This is a genomic window from Pseudomonas sp. 3B-A001-10F (assembly GCF_056313565.1).
In genome coordinates, this window is sequence record NZ_JBQYFW010000005.1 from 44,764 (window position 1) to 64,580 (window position 19,817).

At 57.9% G+C, this 19,817-nt stretch carries 16 protein-coding genes; 13 read left to right on the plus strand and 3 right to left on the minus strand.

The window, feature by feature from the left end:
* Positions 1 to 189: 189 nt before the first annotated feature.
* Together AC0ZWN_RS07040 and AC0ZWN_RS07045 are read left to right on the plus strand one after the other, a co-directional pair.
* Positions 190 to 885 carry a heavy metal response regulator transcription factor gene (locus tag AC0ZWN_RS07040; RefSeq protein WP_039760267.1) on the plus strand — a complete coding sequence of 232 codons (696 nt, stop codon included), beginning with the start codon at positions 190 to 192 and terminating at the stop codon, positions 883 to 885.
* Positions 858 to 2,246 carry a heavy metal sensor histidine kinase gene (locus AC0ZWN_RS07045; RefSeq protein WP_116254813.1) on the plus strand — a complete coding sequence of 463 codons (1,389 nt, stop codon included), beginning with the start codon at positions 858 to 860 and terminating at the stop codon, positions 2,244 to 2,246. The genes AC0ZWN_RS07040 and AC0ZWN_RS07045 overlap by 28 nt, the downstream gene beginning before the upstream one ends.
* On the opposite strand, the gene AC0ZWN_RS07050 is transcribed toward AC0ZWN_RS07045, so the two are convergent.
* Both AC0ZWN_RS07050 and AC0ZWN_RS07055 read right to left on the minus strand, forming a co-directional pair.
* The gene (locus AC0ZWN_RS07050) at positions 2,218 to 2,724 is read right to left on the minus strand and encodes a nuclear transport factor 2 family protein (protein ID WP_223025855.1); all 507 of its coding nucleotides are present in this window, start codon (positions 2,722 to 2,724) and stop codon (positions 2,218 to 2,220) included. The genes AC0ZWN_RS07045 and AC0ZWN_RS07050 overlap by 29 nt on opposite strands.
* Before the next feature lie 79 nt (positions 2,725 to 2,803).
* Positions 2,804 to 3,562: an SDR family oxidoreductase gene (locus AC0ZWN_RS07055; RefSeq protein ID WP_116255015.1), complete on the minus strand. Its 759-nt coding sequence runs from the start codon at positions 3,560 to 3,562 to the stop codon at positions 2,804 to 2,806.
* Positions 3,563 to 3,784: 222 nt separating this feature from the next.
* On the opposite strand from AC0ZWN_RS07055, the gene AC0ZWN_RS07060 reads away from it, so the two are divergent.
* The gene (locus AC0ZWN_RS07060) at positions 3,785 to 5,242 is read left to right on the plus strand and encodes an MFS transporter (protein WP_476334526.1); all 1,458 of its coding nucleotides are present in this window, start codon (positions 3,785 to 3,787) and stop codon (positions 5,240 to 5,242) included.
* Position 5,243: 1 nt separating this feature from the next.
* Here the strand turns inward: AC0ZWN_RS07060 and AC0ZWN_RS07065 are convergent, their stop codons facing one another.
* Positions 5,244 to 6,104 (minus strand): LysR family transcriptional regulator, encoded by an 861-nt coding sequence (locus tag AC0ZWN_RS07065; protein WP_223025857.1) that lies wholly within the window; start codon positions 6,102 to 6,104, stop codon positions 5,244 to 5,246.
* Between the two features lie 119 nt (positions 6,105 to 6,223).
* Here AC0ZWN_RS07065 and AC0ZWN_RS07070 point away from each other — a divergent pair, with 119 nt between their 5' ends.
* From AC0ZWN_RS07070 to AC0ZWN_RS07115, 10 genes are all read left to right on the plus strand, one after another.
* Entirely contained in the window at positions 6,224 to 8,086 is a 1,863-nt protein-coding gene (locus AC0ZWN_RS07070; protein WP_236010356.1) for an NAD(P)-binding domain-containing protein, read from the plus strand.
* 88 nt (positions 8,087 to 8,174) lie between these two features.
* Positions 8,175 to 8,522 carry a chorismate mutase gene (locus AC0ZWN_RS07075; protein WP_051065908.1) on the plus strand — a complete coding sequence of 116 codons (348 nt, stop codon included), beginning with the start codon at positions 8,175 to 8,177 and terminating at the stop codon, positions 8,520 to 8,522.
* A 134-nt stretch (positions 8,523 to 8,656) separates the two neighbouring features.
* Positions 8,657 to 9,310, plus strand: a complete 654-nt coding sequence (locus AC0ZWN_RS07080; RefSeq protein ID WP_476334528.1) for a hypothetical protein — start codon at positions 8,657 to 8,659, stop codon at positions 9,308 to 9,310.
* A gap of 604 nt (positions 9,311 to 9,914) precedes the next feature.
* Positions 9,915 to 10,412 carry a PAAR domain-containing protein gene (locus tag AC0ZWN_RS07085; RefSeq protein WP_007914923.1) on the plus strand — a complete coding sequence of 166 codons (498 nt, stop codon included), beginning with the start codon at positions 9,915 to 9,917 and terminating at the stop codon, positions 10,410 to 10,412.
* 4 nt (positions 10,413 to 10,416) lie between these two features.
* Entirely contained in the window at positions 10,417 to 11,151 is a 735-nt protein-coding gene (locus AC0ZWN_RS07090; RefSeq protein WP_186621559.1) for an alpha/beta hydrolase family protein, read from the plus strand.
* A complete protein-coding gene (locus tag AC0ZWN_RS07095) occupies positions 11,148 to 11,663 on the plus strand; it encodes a hypothetical protein (protein WP_093431292.1) in 516 nt (171 codons plus the stop codon). The genes AC0ZWN_RS07090 and AC0ZWN_RS07095 overlap by 4 nt, the downstream gene beginning before the upstream one ends.
* Positions 11,664 to 11,905: 242 nt before the next feature.
* On the plus strand, positions 11,906 to 13,645 hold the full coding sequence (locus tag AC0ZWN_RS07100) for a dipeptidase (RefSeq protein WP_476334529.1): 1,740 nt from the start codon (positions 11,906 to 11,908) through the stop codon (positions 13,643 to 13,645).
* Positions 13,646 to 13,917: 272 nt separating this feature from the next.
* A complete protein-coding gene (mexE, locus tag AC0ZWN_RS07105) occupies positions 13,918 to 15,171 on the plus strand; it encodes a multidrug efflux RND transporter periplasmic adaptor subunit MexE (RefSeq protein ID WP_093431287.1) in 1,254 nt (417 codons plus the stop codon).
* Between the two features lie 15 nt (positions 15,172 to 15,186).
* Positions 15,187 to 18,366, plus strand: coding sequence for an efflux RND transporter permease subunit (locus AC0ZWN_RS07110; RefSeq protein WP_476334530.1), 3,180 nt, complete (start codon positions 15,187 to 15,189; stop codon positions 18,364 to 18,366).
* Entirely contained in the window at positions 18,363 to 19,784 is a 1,422-nt protein-coding gene (locus AC0ZWN_RS07115; RefSeq protein WP_095126067.1) for an efflux transporter outer membrane subunit, read from the plus strand. The genes AC0ZWN_RS07110 and AC0ZWN_RS07115 overlap by 4 nt, the downstream gene beginning before the upstream one ends.
* Positions 19,785 to 19,817 lie beyond the last annotated feature (33 nt).

The following is a 19,817-nucleotide window of genomic DNA, read 5'->3' on the forward strand; positions in this document are numbered from 1 at the left end:
GTCGCCATCCTCGACCGCAGACCGGGACGTCACGATGACCGTCGAATGACATTTTTGTCATTCGCCAACCCTGACCATGTATGACAGAAATGTAACCGACTGCGCCCGCTCATCCCGTTACACTGCACAGCCGAGATACCGATGTCGCGGACTTAACCCCGTCATGAAGAAACCCGAGCGCGCCTGACGATGCATATCCTGCTGATCGAAGATGACACCAAAACAGGTGAGTACCTGAAAAAGGGGCTCGGTGAGTCCGGTTACAACGTCGACTGGACCCAGCATGGCGCTGACGGCCTGCACATGGCCTTGCATACGACCTATGACCTGATCGTGCTGGACGTGATGTTGCCCGGGATTGACGGGTTTCAGATCATCGAGCTGTTGCGCGCCAGACAAGACGTACCCGTGCTGTTCCTTACCGCGCGCGACCAGTTGCAAGACCGCATTCGCGGTCTGGAACTGGGCGCCGATGATTACCTGATCAAACCTTTTTCGTTTACCGAACTGCTGTTGCGCATCCGCACTATTCTGCGCCGCGGTGTCGTGCGCGAAGCCGACCATTTCCACCTTGCCGATCTCGAACTGGATCTGGTCCGGCGCCGCGTGACCCGCCAACAACAGGTGATCGTGCTGACCAACAAGGAGTTCGCCCTGCTCCATCTGTTTCTCCGTCGAGCCGGCGATGTGTTGTCCAGGACACAAATCGCTTCGGAAGTCTGGGACATGAATTTCGACAGCGATACCAACGTGGTGGACGTCGCTGTCAAGCGCCTGCGCAACAAGGTCGACCAGCCCTACCCGATCAAGCTGATCCATACCATTCGCGGTATCGGCTATGTCTGCGAGGTGAGGCCATGCGGTCCCGACGCCAACCCTCGCTGACGCTGCGATCGACCGTGGCGTTTGCCATGGTCGCGATGCTGGCCGTGGCCGGCGCGGGCTTCTATCTGTATCAGACGATGAAAGCCTCGGTATTGATCTACAGCGATCACGCGGTGATGGGCCGTCTGGAGCATTTTCGCAAGCTCCTGCATTACGAACTCGCCATCGAAAAGCTGCGCGACAGCCCGCAGATTTTCAAGAACATGCTCGACAGCGAAGACGACATCTTCATCATTGAAGAGCCGGGGCAGCCACCGGTCATCCAGGTCAATCCACTCAACGTCACGTTGCCTGAACTGCCGGTGATCGGCCAGGACACAAAGCTGAGCGTCAGTGATCTGCGCAGCGGCGTGACCGACTCGGGAACAAGGCTGCGCGCCGCCTCCGTAGTCACGACGTCGGGTGGCCGTGTAGTCCGATTGACGGCCGCCCACCTTATGGGCAAGGAAATGGCGATGCTTGCAGCGTATCGCGAGCGCATCTACCTGGCCGTGGCCCTTGCCTTTCTGGCAACCGCGTTGCTGGGTTATCTGTTATTGCGTCGCGGGCTGCGTCCGCTGCGCAAAATGGCCGCCCATGCCGCAGCCATAACGCCTGAGCGTCTGCACAGCCGCATGGACAGCGCCGATACGCCGGTTGAATTGCAACAGCTGAGTGACGCCTATAACGCGATGCTTGATCGTCTTGCCCAGGGTTATCAGCGACTGACGCAATTTTCCGCCGACCTTGCCCATGAAATCCGCACGCCGGTCGGGTCGTTGATGGGACATTGTCAGGTTGCCCTACGCCAACGCCGTAGCGAGGACGAATATCAAGCGCTGATCGCTTCGAACCTTGAAGAACTCGAACGGATCTCGCGCATCGTCGAAAGCATTCTGTTTCTGGCGCGCGCCGATGAAGCGCAAGCCGTAGTGGAGCGCCAGCAACTGTCGCTGCATGACGAATCACAGCGCATCGCTGAGTATTTTGAGGGCTTGGCTGAAGAGCGGCGAATGAGCTTCCAAATAACGGGCGATGGTATCGTGCTCGCTGACCCCTTGCTGCTGCGCAGAGCGTTGAGCAACCTGGTGGCGAACGCTGTTCGCTACGCTTACGAGGGCACCGAGATTCTGATACGGGTATTGGAAACCCACGGAGGTGCCCGGATTGAAGTGGAGAACCAAGGGCCGGTGCTGGGCGACGAAACCCTGGGCAAACTCTTCGACCGCTTTTACCGTGGCGATGCGTCTCGGCACCAGAATTCCGACTCCTACGGGCTTGGCCTCGCCATTGTCGTGGCCATCATGCAACTGCATGGCGGCCACGTGGGTGTCGAACAGCCAAGGGCCGGGACTATTCGTTTTTCGCTGTCGTTCCCTTGAGCTGCCCGACCGCTGCAAACTGTTCTTCGCCCGCTGCGGGTACCCAATCTTTTAACGGCGTCAGGAAGTGCAGTTCAAAACGACGTGACAGGAACGCCCACTTTCCGTCCCGCCGTTCAAACCTGTCGTGGTAAAGACCGCTGACTTGCACCGGGCCTTTTTCAATGTCATGAAACAGGCAATCCGCAGCTACCGTGCCCACTGCGCTGTCACCCTCGATTTCAATCAGCGGGTTGGCCATCCAGTGGTGCATATGGGGCATCTGGCGCCAGCTGTTTTGCGCCATCGCCAGGATTTCGTCACGGTTTCCAGCCTGGCCAAAACCCGGTAGATCCAGTGTCGACTCTTCGTGCCAGATTGAGCTAAGAAGCGAGGCGTCGATGCGGTCGAAAGCATTGGCGTAGGCGCTGATCAGCGACTCGATGGCGGCGCGACTTTCCAGGGCGTCCAGTCGGGCTGTCAGTTGTTCATTGTTCATGATGAGGTTTCCTGCAGGGGCTGCGCATAAGCGAGGAAGGCAGCCCTGCGCGAGGGCTGCGCTACGGTTGAGCACGTGGTCAGATCTGCGACAGGCCGCCGTCGACCATCAACTCCACACCGTTGACATATTTCGCATCGGCAGACGCAAGAAACAGCGCCGACGAGGCGATTTCCTCAGGCTCGGCCATGTACCCCAATGGCGTGATCTGCTCGACGTGCTGACGCAGCGCGGCGACGTCGCTTTCGCTCATCTTCAAGCCGTTATCCATCAGCGGTGTGCGGGTGAAGCCAGGGCTCAGGACATTCGCTCTGATCTTGCGAACTTTGAGTTCGTTGGCCCACGTCCTGGCAAAGGAACGTACCGCGGCTTTGGAGGCGTTGTAGAGGCTCAGTCCTTCCATGCCATTGCTGGAACAGATAGAGGCCGTCAGTACGATCGAAGCGCCATTCTTCAACAATGGCATCAACGTCTGTACAGTAAAAAAGACTCCCTTTACGTTGATGTCGAACATGTTGAAATAGGCGGCCTCGGTGGTCTCGCCCAGCGGGTTCTTTTCACAAATACCCGCATTGGCAAACACTGAGTCCAGTTGATCGTCGTGCGCCTCAATCGTCGCCTTGAGCTCGTCCAGATCAACCTGGCGCGCGACATCGGAAATGACCGCGACCGCCCTGTCGCCAAGCTTGGCCACCGCAGCCTCCAGCGTGGCTGCAGAACGCCCGGTGATGTAAACGCGCCTGGCGCCCTCGGCAATCAAACCCTGTGCAATCGCAAATCCGATCCCGGTGGACGCGCCGGTGACGACTGCGACCTGATCAGCGAATTTACCTGACATAACTGACTCCTCGATTTCGGTTGTGTGGCTCGACTGCAACCACAGTGCGGCCATTTTGCGAGGAGGCAGGGGCGCAGCGGCACTGCCATAAATGAACATTGGCCGTTCATTTATGTGAGGCGTCAGCCAGGGTTTGATCGTTTAGATTGAAGTCAGCTTATTCAAAGTATGACTCGCAATCGAAAATATTCTGGAGCCGAAGGGTTTCAGAAAGGAGACCTTATGCCTGAGAAAATAGTAGCCCTTCCGGAACAGCGGCGCTGGCTGATGTTCGCCATCCTGTTGGTCGGTGCATTCTTGCCGCCGCTGGATTTCTTCATCGTGAACGTAGCGCTGCCTTCGATTCAGCAATCGCTGGGCACGGCCTCCTCTGCCGAACAGTTGATCATCTCTTCTTACGCGGCGCTGTATGCCGTGACACTGATCACCGGCGGAAGGCTTGGCGACATCTTTGGCCGCATGAGAATGTTCTTCGTTGGCCTGATTGGCTTTGCCGTCGCCTCACTGATCTGCGGTGTCGCCGAGTCACCCTGGGTGTTGATCGCCGGACGCTCGCTGCAAGGCGTGACGGCCGCTGTCATGGCGCCGCAGGCACTCGCTTCAGTGCAGGCGATATTCCCTGAGTCGGAAAAACCCTTGGCGTTGAGCCTGTACGGTGCGGTGTTTGGTTTGGCGTCGGTAGTCGGCCAGGCACTTGGCGGGATTCTGATCTCGCTCAACCTGATGAACCTGGGCTGGCGGTCGATATTTCTGGTAAATCTACCGATTGCGTTGCTGGTCATTCTGATCGCCATCCCCGTGGTCAAGGAAACCCGCGCACCCCAGACCAGCAAGCTGGATCTGGGTGGAACGCTGTTGTCGATGGTGACGCTTGCGGCGCTGATCGTTCCACTGATCGAGGGACGTGAAGCGGGCTGGCCGTGGTGGGCCTGGCTGTCGCTGGCGGCGGTGCCACTGCTGGCCTGGCTGTTCTGGCGCTACGAAGCCCGCTTGTATCAAGCGCAAGGCGCGCCGTTGCTGAACCCTGCTGCACTGCGTGCGCCCGGGCTGGGCCGGGCATTGCTGGTGGCGCTGACTTTTTACGCGATCGGCGTGTTCTTCCTGCTGTTTTCCATCTATTTACAGGGAGCGCTGCATACGAGCCCGCTCAGTGCAGGTCTGGTCTTTCTGCCATTCGGCGCTGGTTTCTTGCTGGGGCCGCTCGCCACCCATCTATTCCGGCGTTTGCTGGGGTCTTATGTGAATCCCTTCGGAATGGCACTCGAAGTGCTGGGGTTCGTGCTATTGGCCTGGCTCGTGGCGCACACACCGACGGCCGTCACGCCCTCTGCGCTGTCCCTTGCCGTGATTCTCTTTCTGATCGGCTTCGGACAAGGACTGGCCCTTCCGACATTGATGCGCATGATCACTGGACGCGTGGCACCGGCGTATTCCGGCATGATTGCGGGCATCACCAGTTCCACCCTGCAAATCAGCACGGCACTGAGCGTGGCGATCATCGGTGGAATTTTTTACACGCTTCTGGGCAAGGACACGGACGCGGCGGCCATCACCCACGCCTTCACCGTCGCCATACTGTGCATCGCTGCCTGTCTGGCCGTAGGCGCAGGACTGAGCCTGAGTCTGGCGCGCCAATCTGCTGCAGAGCTGCAAACGGCGGCCATGCAGCCGGCAGAGTGAATCAACCGCCTGCCTGAGTGCCGATCATGACGGAGGCCAGGTCGGCAAGCGCGCGCAGACTGTCCATCTGGCGCATGTCCTGGTGGTAGCCCATCCAAATGTCGCGGCCTGGTGGCGGTTCATCTGAATCGATCAGACGCAGCGCCGTCAACTGGTCGCCCAAAGCGCGGGGCAATACCGCGACGCCCTGCCCCTGCGCACACATTTGCGCCTGGACTGTGCGGCTGCTACTGGTAAACACGGTACGCGCCAGAGGGTAACGCTGCTGCAGCCACTGCACATCGGGATAATGAGACTGGGCAACACTCATGGTAATCAAACCACCCCCTTCGCCCTGTGGCTCCGGATCAGCAGATCCGACGGCCGTGTATAACCCATAGCTCAGGGCGATCAGCTTGCGGTGCACGATATCGGGTTCGGTGAAAGGGACAATTCGAAACGCGATATCGGCGTCGCGACGAGCCAGGTCGAACAATCGATGTCCGGCAATCACCTCAGGCACGATCAACGGATAACGTCGCCCCAGTTCGGCCAGCACCGGAGCCAGCACATAACAGGCGAACCAGTCAGCGCAGGAAATACGCAACACGCCTTCCGGCTGCGCGCTGTCCCCCGCCAGGCGCCTTTCGATGCCCAACGCACTTTGCTCCATTTCCTGCGCCAGGCTGAGCAGCTTCTCTCCGCTGTCAGTCAGTACCAGACCTTGGGTGGTACGCAGGAAAATGGGCTGGCCACTGGACTGCTCAAACACCTGCAAGCGCCGCCCCACGGTCGGATGGCTAACACCCAATAGCTTGGCGGCAGCGCCCAATGACCCGCTGCGGGCAATCGCAAGAAAGACCCGCACATCACTCCAGTCCATGCTTTACCCCGTACAAAAATGAACATTGAGAGTGCAGCAATGGCACTGCCGTAGCAATCCCAGGCCCGACATACTTCGCTGCATACACCTTCGTCGAAACACCAACCGGGGGATTGAACATGAAGATTGGCTTTATCGGTGTGGGAAGCATGGCCAGAGCGATCATTCCGTTGCTCATCCGGGCCGGCCATCACGTATCGGCATGGAACCGTAGTCACGCTGCGATGATGGATCTTGAGGGAGTAAGCGTTCTCGAATCACCGTCCTCGGCATTTCAGCAAGAGGTCGTCATCAACATGCTTGCCGATGATGCCGCCGTCAGGGAGGTGCTGCTGTCCAGCGCAGCCCTGGAAAACGCAGACAGGGCTTGCGTGCATATCGTGATGTCGACTTTGTCGCCTTCGATCATGGTGGAGTTGCAGGGCATACATGATGCAATCGGCATTGAATTGATCGCGGCGCCGGTTTTCGGTGTGCCTGCCGTGGCGGCAAATGGCGAGTTGAATATCCTTGCGGCCGGATCGCAGGTAGCTGTCTCGAGGGTCCAACCGCTGTTTGACCTACTCGGGAAAAAGACCTGGTATTTGGGCGATCAACCTGAACTGGCGTGTATCGCGAAAATCGCCGGCAACATGATGATCACTCAAGCCATCCAGTCGCTGGGCGAAGCAACAGAACTTGTTCAACGCCATGGACTGAGCCCCTCGATGTTCCTCAACCTCATGACCCAGACTCTGTTCACCGGCCCTGGTTACCAGCGCTATGGGCAGAACATCGTGCACAGACGTTTTGAACCGGGTTTCAAACTGTCTCTTGGCCTCAAGGATATAAATCTGGCTATTGATGCGGCACGTCTCAAGCGCCTGGAACTGCCTGCAGCCGATGCCGTGCGATCGAAAATGACATCCGCAGTAGCCCGAGGAGATGGGCACAAGGACTGGTCGGTTTTCGCTACGCAGATAGTTACCCAATCAACCGATCATGCCCAGCAACCCTGGCGAAGCGCACCGATAAAACGTACGCGGCGTGGCAACTTCTGGGTGACCGGAGCCCGCGTTACCCAGAACGGTAAAAGCTTTCAGAAAGGTCCGATGTACGTAGCCTGGGAGTCCCCCGAGCACATCACTCAACCCTATCCTGTAGTGCTGGTGCATGGAGGCACGCTGCAAGGCACTGAATGGCTGGATACACCCGATGGTCGCCCGGGCTGGGCCCAGCGGTTCGTCGAAGCAGGCTTCGTAGTCTTTCGCGTCGACAGACCCGGCCACGGGCGATCGCCGTATCACCCCGACATCATGGGACCGATGGGTCCAGCGTTTTCCTATGAGCGCGCCCGCGAAGTTTACTTCCCAGAGGGAGGCGGAGAAACACAATGGCCGTTTGAGCTGGATGACGAAGCAGCGTTTGACGCCTTCATTGCAGCCTACGGTCCTATGCCGGCCGACCTCGGAACTTCGCAGAACCTGGACGCGGATCGACTGGCCGAACTGCTCGACAGAATCGGTAAGGCCATCATCGTTACGCATTCCGCTTCCGGGCCCAGTGGCTGGTTGGTCGCCGATCGTCGACCCGACCTGATCGCAGGGATTGTGGCGGTGGAACCTATGGGGCCGGTATTTGGCCACACGCCGGGTATAGGTAGCCTCGAATGGGGACTGACCGCCGCTCCTTTGACTTTTGATCCGCCTCGCAAGACGGCGGAGCAAGTCCGCACAGCAGAACCATCAACCCTGAAAATTCCCGGGTTGCAGGGCGTTCCGGTAGCGCTGGTGACAGGTGAGACATCAGCGTTTGCTGCTTACGCATCCACCATCGTCCCTTTCCTGCGAAATGCCGGTGCCAACATTCACCACCTGGATCTACCGGCGCTCGGTATTCACGGCAACGGCCACGGATTGATTTATGAACGCAATTCAGATTCGGCTTTCAAGGTAGTCACGCAGTGGCTGGAGAAATCGTTGAGCATGCCCGATCCCGCGTAAAGCGCCGGCTCAGGCTCTCCGTCCAATCATGAAGGGACCAAGGATGGGTACAGACAAGCCCCATAGAACAACTGCCACGAGGTTATCCATGGAAAATTCCGACATCACGCGTCAACTCTCTGCATTCAGACAAACCATCGACAATATCGACGCCGCGCTCATCCACATGCTTGCTGAACGATTCCGCTGTACTGATGAGGTCGGTTTGCTTAAAGCCCGACATCAATTGCCTGCGGTAGACAAGAACAGAGAGCTGCTTCAATACGAACGCCTGACAGCCCTCGCCCAAGAGGCCAAACTCGATACGGCCTTCGTCCAGAAGCTGATGCAGTTTGTCATCGGTGAAGTGGTCGACCGCCACAGACAATTTGCGGCCAGGCATGCCCCAGGATTATGCAAGGGCGCTGTCCTCAAACCTGAAAATACCGCCGTCTAACCCGCCGCCTACCTCCACTAGACGCCCTGGAATTGCCGATAGATCGCAGACAACTCGATAGAGACGCGACTGAATAAGCCCCTTCTCCGACCGATTCCTGAAGGCAATTAGACAATCAAGACGAGCAGAACCGCATGAAATGGCCAACGATCGATCAAATTCGCAGTTTCACTGTTTTACCCTCTGGCTACACATGGGATTACCTGAAACGCGAGGAGATCGATGTAGCGATAATTTTTTTCCAGACGTGGTTCCCCTCCATAAGGGTGGGGTTAGGGAGCCCTTTTGTGAACCAGCAATTTTATGAAGACAACGTAGTGCTCGAAAACGACCTAGAGCGGGGAATGTTCGCTATCGTGGTCCGCCAGAATCATGAAATCGTCGCGATAGCAACGTGGGAAAAAATTGACGGCGCTGATGTCATCTTCGGGCGAGTGGGCGCGGTAGCCAAACATCATAGACAAACCAAACTGGCCGTAGCTGCCCAAGACCTCGGAGAAAAAATGGGAAGGTTCATGGGCGCCGGCTTGATCTATGGTATGGCGACAACCCGCGCTCCGTATATGCAACAAGCATTGGAGCATGCGGGTTACAAAGCCGTAGGAATAATGCCTGGCTTCGACCAAGAGGAAACAGAGCCAGGAATCGTTCGCAGGGTTTACGAAGTCATCTACGCAAAACGACTCGCCCCCAACTCAAATTTTCTGATTCCTTCAGTACACAACCTCACACCGACCGTCGCTCGGCTTTATGCAGAAATATTTCACGAAACAATCAGGGCTGAATGAGAGGCAAGCATAAAACCAGTGTGTTTCGGATCAAATAAAGATCCTCGCTCACGCTGATTGCGTTGCTCGGGAGCGCCGCTTTAGCTTGCGTGCACCGAATACCAGGTACTGCCATACTGGAGTCAGTCGCAGGTCACCATTCAAGATCACTCGCACACTCAATGCGATTGGGGGCAAAAGGGGGGGCAAATAACAGCATTATCGACCTGAAAACGCCTTCCTAGAGCCTAGTCAAAATGTTTTTTGGCGATCCAGATAGCCTGTGAATCCGCGCTGGCAGTTCTGAATATTATTGAACGCAAGCGTAGCTTGCGGCATTCTTCGCAACGAAATTTCCAGGGACGGTAAAATTTGATGCGTACTTCACGTATGCAAGCGATTGTGCCCCTCGCCTCTTCAAACACCACCGGTGTGATTGAAGGCGAACACTCGCATCCGTCCGGATGCACATGGGGTCAATGTCACGCAGAGCTGACACCACATCCTCACCATTCCCGATTACTACGACCGCCAAGGCTGTCGATCCAGCGAACAGCCCTGGCTGTTCTACGATACGGCTATTCATCACGGCTGCCCGATCTGACCTCTTGAAACGGAACTTCGCATGAGCGGAAAACCTGCTGCACGCCTCACGGACCCCACTAGCTGCCCTCTTCCGGGACATGGCACGAATCCCATTGCCAGTGGCTCCCCCAATGTGAACTTTGACGGGCTTGCTGCCGCCCGGATGACCGACAAATCCGCTTGTGGCAGTCCGATCACGGGAGGCGTCAGCTCGACCGTTTTCATCAATGGTTTGAATGCTGCGACGATCGACAGCACGGGCGGACACGGCAACATCGTTGTGGGCGGTTCCGGAACAGTCATCATCGGCGACACCTTCGTCTCGGCACCTTTCAGCGGTCTGCTGCCGATGCCGGTGCACTTCAGCGACAAGATCAAATTGATCGACGAAAGCACCGGTGAGCCCATGCCTAATCATGCCTACGCGATCCAGCGCGCGGACGGCAGTTTCGAATACGGCACCAGTGATTCGCTGGGGTTCACGCATGTCGTGAGTTCACACGTGGCAGAAACCTTCAAACTATTTCTGGAAGATTGAAAACATGCCGGCAGAGCAAATCCAGCTTCCCAATGGAAATACCGCGAGTCTGGCCGTCACGCCGACGTTAACACTCGTGAAGGATCAGTCGGTAAAGACGGCTCCCGTTCCCGTAAAGAAGGCGATCGTTTTTTTCATTGGTGGGGCTGCCGACCAAGAGAAATATTATTTTCAAGGCGCGTTCCACAATATCGACGACGCAAAAAAACAGCTCGACGGCAAAATTGCCGCCAGCGCCAAGCTGCCGGCGAAGTACACGGGGTTCCCTAAAAGTTATAAAGATGCAAGAGGGTCCGGCGATATCCAGACTCACTTCATCGACAACATTCCCAGCAAATCCTGCCCGGTTTACATCGTCGGCCACAGCCTCGGCGGATGGAACGGCGCACATCTGTCACAGATCCTTTCCGAAGCCGGCTACACCATCAAATATCTGGTGACACTCGATCCAGTGGGTGAAGGATTCCTGGTATGGCTGGGTTCCGACATCTATTTTTCGGAGCCAACGCCTGTCGCTGAAACATGGATCAACATCCGGGCCAACGCCAGTACACCTGACCAATCTGACGGTGTCGCAGAATTCGGGGAGCGTTGGATGATCGAGTCTGGTCCGACCATCAACAAGACCATTGATAGGCACCATGCATCTGCTGACTGGATGTTTATAGAACCTGTGCAAGGGACGAAGTCCGCCTGCGATCTGATTTTTGACTCAATCAACGGTATTTTCGGCCAATGAACAGCTTCCGCGCGGTCATATACCTGGGCGTTCTACTCTGCACCGGCTGCGTAAAAACGGCCAGCATTCCGCCCGCCGACCTCACGCTATCGTCGTTTGAGCTCGGCCCCGCCAATCTGTTCACGGCACACTTCAACTCCACCGTGGATTTGCAGAACGCTTTCAATGATTACGAAAACTCCAACCAGCTCAACCCTACCCTGATCTGCTCTCTCAATCGCGACATGGAGTTCTCATCCGAGCATTCAATCGCGGTAAAAGCCGAAGGGCGAGTGAACGCAAGCGGTCAAGCCAGGCCCAATTACAAGTTTTCCTCCGACCTGATCTTCTACTACACCAATCCGGATGGCACGCAACGCGACTTGAATGACTACGACGCCATCAAACCGTTGCTGACGTCGCAAACTTCCATCCCGTGCAAAGTTCGCATAACCGCCTATGGGTATGAGGCCTATTACACGAATACGTTATTCATCCCCTCCAGGATCATGATTGAACAGATCTTCAGATAGCCGCGCTTTGCTGAACCTGGCGCAAGGATTTGGAGAAGCGCTGGTCGTCAGGTGAGTACCCATAAAAAAGCCCGGAAACCTTCCCCGGGCTTTTTCATTTGTGCGCCTCTTTTGCATTTTTGTGCGACACATCCCCTTTCAGGACTCCCGCAAGGCTCTGACACGGTGTTAGGTTGTAAGCGTATGTGTCTCAACCTTGAGACACGCCTAACTCACTGCCCTGCAAAGGAATGCCCTTCGTAATGAATGTCCCTTTCAAAAAACTGGCTGCCACCACGTTAATGCTGGCCGGTCTTGCCGTGTTCACGGCGCCCGCGCAAGCCAATATCACCCCGCAGCAGAGCGCTGAGATTCTCAAGACTTACAGTGCTGACAAGGTCACTGATTTCCGCCAGTTCCTCGGCAATCTGGGCAAGGGCGATCTGGCGAAAACCGCCGACATCGGTCCGGCCATTGGTGCTTACCTTGACAACGAGACGTTGACGGCCGATCAGCAGAATGAAATCTATCGTCTGCTGGGCATCTACACGCGAGCGAAATACAGCGCTGCCGCCGCTGAAACCCTGCGCGAACTGGTGGAAATCCCGACCTTTCGCAAGGACGGCGTTGAGCAGCACGACAACCCGGAATTCATCAAGATCGCGGCGAAGATCAAAAGTCTCGCCGAGTCGTTCAATCTGAAATTCCGCAACATCGACAACCGCGTCTACGAGATTTCCCTCGATGGCAGTGGCGATGAAGTGGTTGGTATTCACGCGCATGCCGACGTGGTGCCGGTGACGCCGGAAAACTGGGTGCTCAAGGATGGCACCCGCCTCGACCCGTTCAAGATCACCTTGATCGGCGATCGCATGTACGGTCGCGGCACCGAGGATGACAAGAACGGTATCGTCGTCACGCTGTATGCCATGAAAGTCATCAAGGAAGAAAAACTGCCGCTGGTGCGCAACTTCAAGTTGCTGGTCGACACCACCGAAGAAACCACGGGCGACGCAATCCCTTACTACTTCGAACGCAACCCGATGCCGAACTACAACCTGGCGCTGGACGGCGGCTACCCGGTGGTGATTGCCGAGAAAGGCTACGGCACCGTCATGGCCAACTTTGCCAAGCGCAAAGGTGAAGGCAAAGGCGCGGAAATCATCTCGATGACCGGTGGCCTGGCAACCAACCAGATTCCGTCGGCGTCGGTCGCCACCCTGGTAACCGACAAGCCTGCGGAACTGGCCGCCAGTCTGCAAAAGGCCGGTGACGAGTTTGCCAAGCGCAATGGCGGCGATTTCCAGGTGAGCGCCAAGGTCGACGGCAAAGACGTCAAACTGACCGTGACTGGCGTATCTGCGCACTCTTCCGAGCCCGAATCCGGGGTCAACCCGGTCGCGCGGATGCTGGTCTTTATCAATAGCCTTGATGGCAAAGTCGCGTTCAAGCACAACCACATCACCGATGCCGCGCGTTACGCTGCCGACAATTGGGGTCTGGATTACCTGGGCAACAAGTTGAATGTCGGTTTCTCCGATGCCTTCATGGGGCCGCTGACGACCTCGCTGACCTACGTCGGCATGGACGAAAAAGCTTTCAAACTCGCGGTCAACCTGCGCGTTCCGAAAGGTAAGTCGCCGGAGAAGCTCAAAGCTGAAATCGCTGAGAAACTGGCGGCGTGGAGCAAGAAGAGCCATGTAGCCGTTGCCTTCGACTATTCGATCGCCGAGCCGATGTACCGCAACCCTGAAGGTGAGTGGGTCAAGGCGCTGCTGGCGGTATCGACTGAAAATCTGGGTATGAAACACGAGTTCGGCACTTCCGCTGGCGCCACCTCGGTGCATGAATTGCCGAACGGCGTGCAATTCGGTCTGGCCATGCCGAACGTGAAATACACCGGTCACACCGATGGCGAGTTCAAGACTGTGGAGCAATTCCAGCTGGATCTGCAGATCGTGACGGAAATGATCGGACGCATCGGCCAGTTGCCGAAACTCTGACCGCATTGTCGAGCCCGCCGCCATGGCGGGTTCGGCATTTTTAATCCCCGCATGATCCCCGCCGCGCAGCCTCGCTCCTGACTTTTGCAGGTCAGGCAACAGAGAATTGCCACCAAGTAGATTGATAGCCACCTAACGAAAGGTGCATGCTAGAGGGCTCGTTCGGGTCTTATATCATTCCGAATGATAGTTACCTTTGCTTCATTCGATTCGTGCCATCACACCCCGCCGAGCATCATCCGCCCATCTTCAATACATTGGCGGATGCATCCATGGAACAGTCACTCAAACATTTGCGCTTCCCGTTGGCCATGTTGGCCGTACTGGTGATGAGCGCCTGCGGCAAGACTCCGGAGACTGCCGCCACTATGCCCGCTGCGAAAGTCAGCGTGGCCAAGGTGCTCGAGCAACCGGTCAACGAGTGGGACGAATTCACCGGGCGCCTCGAAGCGCCGGAAACCGTTGAAATCCGTCCACGGGTCTCCGGCCAGATTGATGACGTCGCTTTCACTGAAGGCGCACTGGTCAAGAAAGGCGACCTGCTGTTCCAGATCGATCCGCGTCCATTCCAGGCTGAGGTACGCCGCCTCGAAGCCCTGGTCGCTCAATCCCGCGCCAACGCCACCCGCAGTGAAAACGAAGCCGGTCGTGGTGAACGCCTGCGTGCCAGCAACGCCATTTCCGCCGAACTGGCTGACTCGCGCACCAGCGCCGCTCAAGAAGCCCGCGCCGCCGTCGGTGCCCTGCAAGCGCAATTGGATCTGGCCAAACTGAACCTCAGCTTCACCCGTGTCACCGCGCCGATCAGTGGCCGCGTCAGCCGTGCCGAGATCACCGCCGGTAACCTGGTGACCGCCGACACCACGCCGCTGACCAGTGTGGTTTCCACCGACCGTGTTTATGCCTACTTCGACGCCGACGAGCGTGTGTTCCTCAAATACACTCAACTCGCCCGTAACGGTCAGCGCGGCGCGACCACCCCGGTGTACATGGGCCTGTCCAACGAAGACGGCAACCCGCACCTCGGTCAGATGAACTTCGTCGATAACCAGGTCAACCCGAAAACCGGCACCATCCGTGGTCGCGCGGTGTTCGACAACAGCGATGGCACCTACACCCCGGGCCTGTACGCACGCCTGAAACTGGTCGGCAGCGGCACCTACAACGCCATGCTGATCAACGATGAAGCGGTCGGCACTGACCTGGGCAAGAAGTTCGTACTGGTAATGGATGCGGACAACAAAACCGCGTACCGCGCCGTTGAACTGGGTCCGAAGATCGAAGGCCTGCGCATCGTCCGTACCGGCCTGAACAAGGACGACACGATCATCGTCAAGGGTCTGCAACGGGTTCGTCCTGGCTCCCCGGTTACCCCTGAAGTGGTGCCGATGGCCAGCGAACAGACCATCGCGGCACTCGCTCAACAACGTCAAGCGCTGGAAGCCAGCAACCTGCCCAAAGTCGCTCCTGCCAAAGGCGCGTCTGGTTCGGTTGTGAAGCTGGCCGCTACGACCCCACGCGGTTAAGGGACGACAACTCCGATGAATTTTTCCCAATTCTTCATTTCACGGCCGATCTTCGCAGCGGTGCTGTCGCTGTTGATCCTGATCGCCGGTGCGATCTCGCTGTTCCAGCTACCGATCAGCGAATACCCGGAAGTCGTGCCACCGACCGTGGTGGTGCGTGCCAACTTCCCGGGCGCCAACCCTAAAGTCATCGGTGAAACCGTGGCCGCTCCGCTGGAGCAGGCCATCACCGGCGTCGAGAACATGCTGTACATGTCCTCGCAGTCGACCGCCGACGGCAAGATCACCCTGACCATCACCTTCGCCCTGGGCACTGACCTGGACAATGCGCAGGTGCAGGTGCAAAACCGGGTGACCCGCACCGAGCCGAAGCTTCCCGAGGAAGTGACGCGCATCGGTATCACCGTCGACAAAGCGTCGCCCGACCTGACCATGGTTGTGCACTTGACCTCCCCGGACAAGCGCTACGACATGCTCTACCTGTCCAACTACGCGATCCTCAACATCAAGGATGAGCTCGCTCGTCTGAACGGTGTCGGTGATGTGCAGTTGTTCGGTATGGGCGACTACTCGCTGCGTGTCTGGCTTGACCCGAACAAGACCGCTTCGCGCAATCTGACGGCGACTGATGTGGTCACCGCCATTCGTGAACAGAACCGTCAAGTCGCGGCCGGTCAACTCGGTGCGCCCCCTGCCCCGAATGCCCAGAGCTTCCAGCTGTCGGTCAACACTCAGGGCCGACTGGTCAGCGAGGAAGAGTTCGAGAACATCATCATTCGCGCAGGCGACAACGGTGAAATCACTCGCCTCAAAGACATCGCTCGCGTCGAGCTGGGCTCCAGCCAATACGCGCTGCGTTCGTTGCTGGACAACCAGCCGGCAGTGGCCATTCCGATCTTCCAGCGCCCAGGCTCAAATGCCATCGACATCTCGAACGAAGTTCGCGGCAAGATGGACGAGCTGAAGAAAAACTTCCCGCAAGGCATGGATTACAGCATCGTCTATGACCCGACGATCTTCGTGCGAGGCTCGATCGAGGCGGTGGTTCACACCCTCTTCGAAGCACTGATTCTCGTGGTGCTGGTGGTGATCCTGTTCCTGCAAACCTGGCGTGCATCGATCATTCCGCTGGTGGCAGTGCCGGTGTCGTTGATCGGTACGTTTGCGGTGATGCACCTGTTCGGCTTCTCGCTCAACGCTTTGTCGCTGTTCGGCCTGGTACTGGCGATCGGTATTGTGGTGGACGACGCCATCGTGGTGGTGGAGAACGTCGAGCGCAATATCGAGCTCGGATTGAATCCGGTCGAAGCCACCAAGCGCGCCATGCGTGAAGTGACCGGCCCGATCGTTGCTACGGCTCTGGTGCTGTGTGCGGTGTTCATTCCGGCGGCGTTTATCTCCGGCCTCACCGGGCAGTTCTACAAGCAGTTCGCACTGACCATTGCAATCTCGACCGTGATCTCGGCGTTCAACTCGCTGACCCTGTCGCCAGCACTGGCCGCTGTGTTGCTGAAAAGCCATGACGCACCGAAAGACCGCTTCTCCAAAGTGCTCGACAAGATCTTCGGTGGCTGGTTGTTCCGTCCGTTCAACCGTTTCTTCGACCGTGCCAGCCATGGTTATGTCGGCACCGTACGCCGGGTTATCCGTGGCAGCGGCATCGCCCTGCTGCTGTACGCAGGCCTGATGGTGCTGACCTTCTTCGGTTTCTCCAGCACCCCGACCGGTTTCGTACCCGGCCAGGACAAGCAATACCTGGTGGCCTTCGCGCAACTGCCCGATGCTTCGAGCCTGGATCGCACCGAAGACGTGATCAAGCGCATGTCCGACCTGGCGCTGAAACAGCCAGGCGTGGAAAGCGCCGTAGCGTTCCCGGGCCTGTCGATCAACGGCTTCACCAACAGCCCGAACGCCGGCATCGTCTTCGTGACCCTGAAACCGTTCGACGAGCGTAAAGACCCAAGCATGTCCGCCGGTGCGATTGCCGGGGCCTTGAACGGCCAGTACGCGAATATTCAAGAGGCGTACATGGCGATCTTCCCGCCACCGCCGGTACAAGGTCTGGGCACCATTGGTGGTTTCCGCCTGCAAATCGAAGACCGGGGCAACCTGGGCTACGACGAGCTGTACAAAGAGACCATGAACATCATCAACAAAAGCCACAGCGTGCCGGAACTGGCCGGGCTGTTCACCAGCTACACCGTGAACGTGCCTCAGGTCGATGCCGCCATCGACCGTGAAAAAGCCAAGACTCACGGCGTGGCTGTCAGCGACATCTTCGACACCCTGCAGATCTACCTGGGTTCGCTGTATGCCAACGACTTCAACCGCTTCGGGCGCACCTATCAGGTCAACGTTCAGGCCGAGCAACAGTTCCGCCTCGAATCCGATCAGATCGGTCAGCTGAAAGTACGCAACAACAAAGGCGAAATGATCCCGCTGGCGACCTTCATCAAGGTCAGCGACACCTCGGGTCCGGATCGCGTGATGCACTACAACGGCTTCATCACTGCAGAAATCAACGGCGCGGCTGCCCCGGGCTACAGCTCCGGCCAGGCCGAGAAAGCCATCGAGAAACTGCTGAAGGATGAACTGCCAAACGGCATGACCTACGAGTGGACCGACCTGACCTACCAGCAGATCCTGTCCGGCAACACCGCGCTGTTCGTGTTCCCGCTCTGCGTACTGCTGGCGTTCCTGGTGCTCGCCGCTCAATACGAAAGCTGGAGCCTGCCACTGGCGGTGATCCTGATCGTGCCGATGACCCTGCTGTCGGCCATCACCGGCGTGATCATCTCGGGCGGTGACAACAACATCTTCACCCAGATCGGCTTGATCGTACTGGTGGGACTTGCCTGTAAGAACGCAATTCTGATCGTCGAGTTCGCCAAGGACAAACAGGAAGAAGGCCTCGATCCGCTCGCGGCGGTACTCGAAGCCTGCCGTCTGCGTCTGCGGCCGATCCTGATGACCTCCTTCGCGTTCATCATGGGTGTGGTGCCACTGGTGTTCTCCAGCGGCGCAGGTGCCGAGATGCGTCACGCCATGGGTGTGGCGGTGTTCTCCGGCATGCTCGGGGTGACCTTCTTCGGTCTGTTGCTGACGCCAGTGTTCTACGTACTGATCCGTAACTTCGTTGAACGCGGTGAGGCCCGCAAAGCGGCCAAGGCCATGAAACTGGAGGCGCAACAATGAGTCTGAAAGTCTTCCTGCCGAGTCTGCTGGTGCTGGCCCTCAGTGCCTGCGCCGTCGGCCCCGACTACAAGACCCCAGCCACGGAGGCAGCCAATATCACGGCCGCCACCGACGGCGCCGCCGGGCAAAAGAACTTCGACCGTTCTAAATTCGAAGGCATCTGGTGGCAGCAATTCGACGATCCGACCCTCAACCAGTTGGTGACCCAATCGCTGCAAGGCAACCGTGAACTGCGCGTGGCGTTCGCGCGCTGGAAAGCCGCCCGGGCGATCCGCGACGACGCCAGCAACGATGCGATGCCGACCATCACCAGCCGCGCCAGCAGTGATCTGGCCAAGGGCCAAATTCCCGGCCAGACCACTGACCGGGTCAATAGCGAACGCTATGACCTCGGTCTGGACATGGCCTGGGAGCTGGACCTGTTTGGCCGCATTCAGCGCAATCTGGAAGCCAGCGACGCCGACCAGCAAGCCGCCGAAGCCGATCTGTACCAACTGCAAGTCACCATGATTGCCGAACTGGTGGACGCTTATGGTCAACTGCGTGGTGCGCAACTGCGCGAAAAGATCGCCGTGGCCAACCTGAAAAACCAAGAAGAGTCGCGCAAGATCACCATCAGCCTGAGAGACGCCGGTGTCGGTGATCAGCTCGATGTCGAGCGCGCCGATGCGCGTCTGGCCAACGTTGAAGCCACCGTGCCGCAGTTGCAGGCGGAACAGGTTCGGCAGAAAAACCGCATCGCCACCCTGCTCGGTGAGCGTCCGGACAAGCTGACCGTTGATCTGAGTCCAAAAGACTTACCAGCGATTGCCAAAGCCTTGCCGATCGGTGACCCGGGCGAACTGCTGCAACGTCGTCCGGACATCCTCAGCGCCGAACGCAATCTGGCTTCGGCCACGGCGCGTATCGGCGTGGCGAAAGCCGATCTGTTCCCACGGGTCAGCCTCAGCGGCTTCCTCGGCTGGACAGCCGGGCGTGGTTCGCAAATCGGTTCCTCGGCGGCCAACGCCTGGGCACTTGGCCCGAGCATCACATGGGCCGCGTTCGACCTTGGCAGCGTGCGCGCGCGTTTGCGTGGCGCCGATGCTGAAGCCGAAGGCGCATTGGCGACTTACGAGCAACAAGTGCTGCTGGCACTGGAAGAATCAGAAAACGCCTTCAGCGATTACGGCAAGCGCCAGCAACGCCTGATCTCGTTGATCCGTCAGAGTGAATCAAGCCGCAAGGCTGCTGACCTGGCTGAAATCCGCTATCGCGAAGGCACCACGGACTTCCTCGTGCTGCTCGACGCTCAGCGTGAACGTCTGAACGCCGAAGACAGCCAGGCCCAGGCCGAAGTCGACCTGTATCGCGGCATCGTCGCGATCTACAAGGCCCTTGGCGGCGGCTGGCAACCGGAGACTGTCGCCAGCAAGTAATCGATTGTTAAAGAGCTCCTTTGGTTGGCCGCA

Excerpts from the sequence above, each read along its gene's own strand:
- AC0ZWN_RS07040 (WP_039760267.1), top strand. The coding sequence starts at position 190 with ATGCATATCCTGCTGATCGAAGATGACACCAAAACAGGTGAGTACCTG.
- AC0ZWN_RS07045 (WP_116254813.1), top strand. The coding sequence starts at position 858 with ATGCGGTCCCGACGCCAACCCTCGCTGACGCTGCGATCGACCGTGGCG.
- AC0ZWN_RS07050 (WP_223025855.1), bottom strand. The coding sequence starts at position 2,724 with ATGAACAATGAACAACTGACAGCCCGACTGGACGCCCTGGAAAGTCGC.
- AC0ZWN_RS07055 (WP_116255015.1), bottom strand. The coding sequence starts at position 3,562 with ATGTCAGGTAAATTCGCTGATCAGGTCGCAGTCGTCACCGGCGCGTCC.
- AC0ZWN_RS07060 (WP_476334526.1), top strand. The coding sequence starts at position 3,785 with ATGCCTGAGAAAATAGTAGCCCTTCCGGAACAGCGGCGCTGGCTGATG.
- AC0ZWN_RS07065 (WP_223025857.1), bottom strand. The coding sequence starts at position 6,104 with ATGGACTGGAGTGATGTGCGGGTCTTTCTTGCGATTGCCCGCAGCGGG.
- AC0ZWN_RS07070 (WP_236010356.1), top strand. The coding sequence starts at position 6,224 with ATGAAGATTGGCTTTATCGGTGTGGGAAGCATGGCCAGAGCGATCATT.
- AC0ZWN_RS07075 (WP_051065908.1), top strand. The coding sequence starts at position 8,175 with ATGGAAAATTCCGACATCACGCGTCAACTCTCTGCATTCAGACAAACC.
- AC0ZWN_RS07080 (WP_476334528.1), top strand. The coding sequence starts at position 8,657 with ATGAAATGGCCAACGATCGATCAAATTCGCAGTTTCACTGTTTTACCC.
- AC0ZWN_RS07085 (WP_007914923.1), top strand. The coding sequence starts at position 9,915 with ATGAGCGGAAAACCTGCTGCACGCCTCACGGACCCCACTAGCTGCCCT.
- AC0ZWN_RS07090 (WP_186621559.1), top strand. The coding sequence starts at position 10,417 with ATGCCGGCAGAGCAAATCCAGCTTCCCAATGGAAATACCGCGAGTCTG.
- AC0ZWN_RS07095 (WP_093431292.1), top strand. The coding sequence starts at position 11,148 with ATGAACAGCTTCCGCGCGGTCATATACCTGGGCGTTCTACTCTGCACC.
- AC0ZWN_RS07100 (WP_476334529.1), top strand. The coding sequence starts at position 11,906 with ATGAATGTCCCTTTCAAAAAACTGGCTGCCACCACGTTAATGCTGGCC.
- mexE (WP_093431287.1), top strand. The coding sequence starts at position 13,918 with ATGGAACAGTCACTCAAACATTTGCGCTTCCCGTTGGCCATGTTGGCC.
- AC0ZWN_RS07110 (WP_476334530.1), top strand. The coding sequence starts at position 15,187 with ATGAATTTTTCCCAATTCTTCATTTCACGGCCGATCTTCGCAGCGGTG.
- AC0ZWN_RS07115 (WP_095126067.1), top strand. The coding sequence starts at position 18,363 with ATGAGTCTGAAAGTCTTCCTGCCGAGTCTGCTGGTGCTGGCCCTCAGT.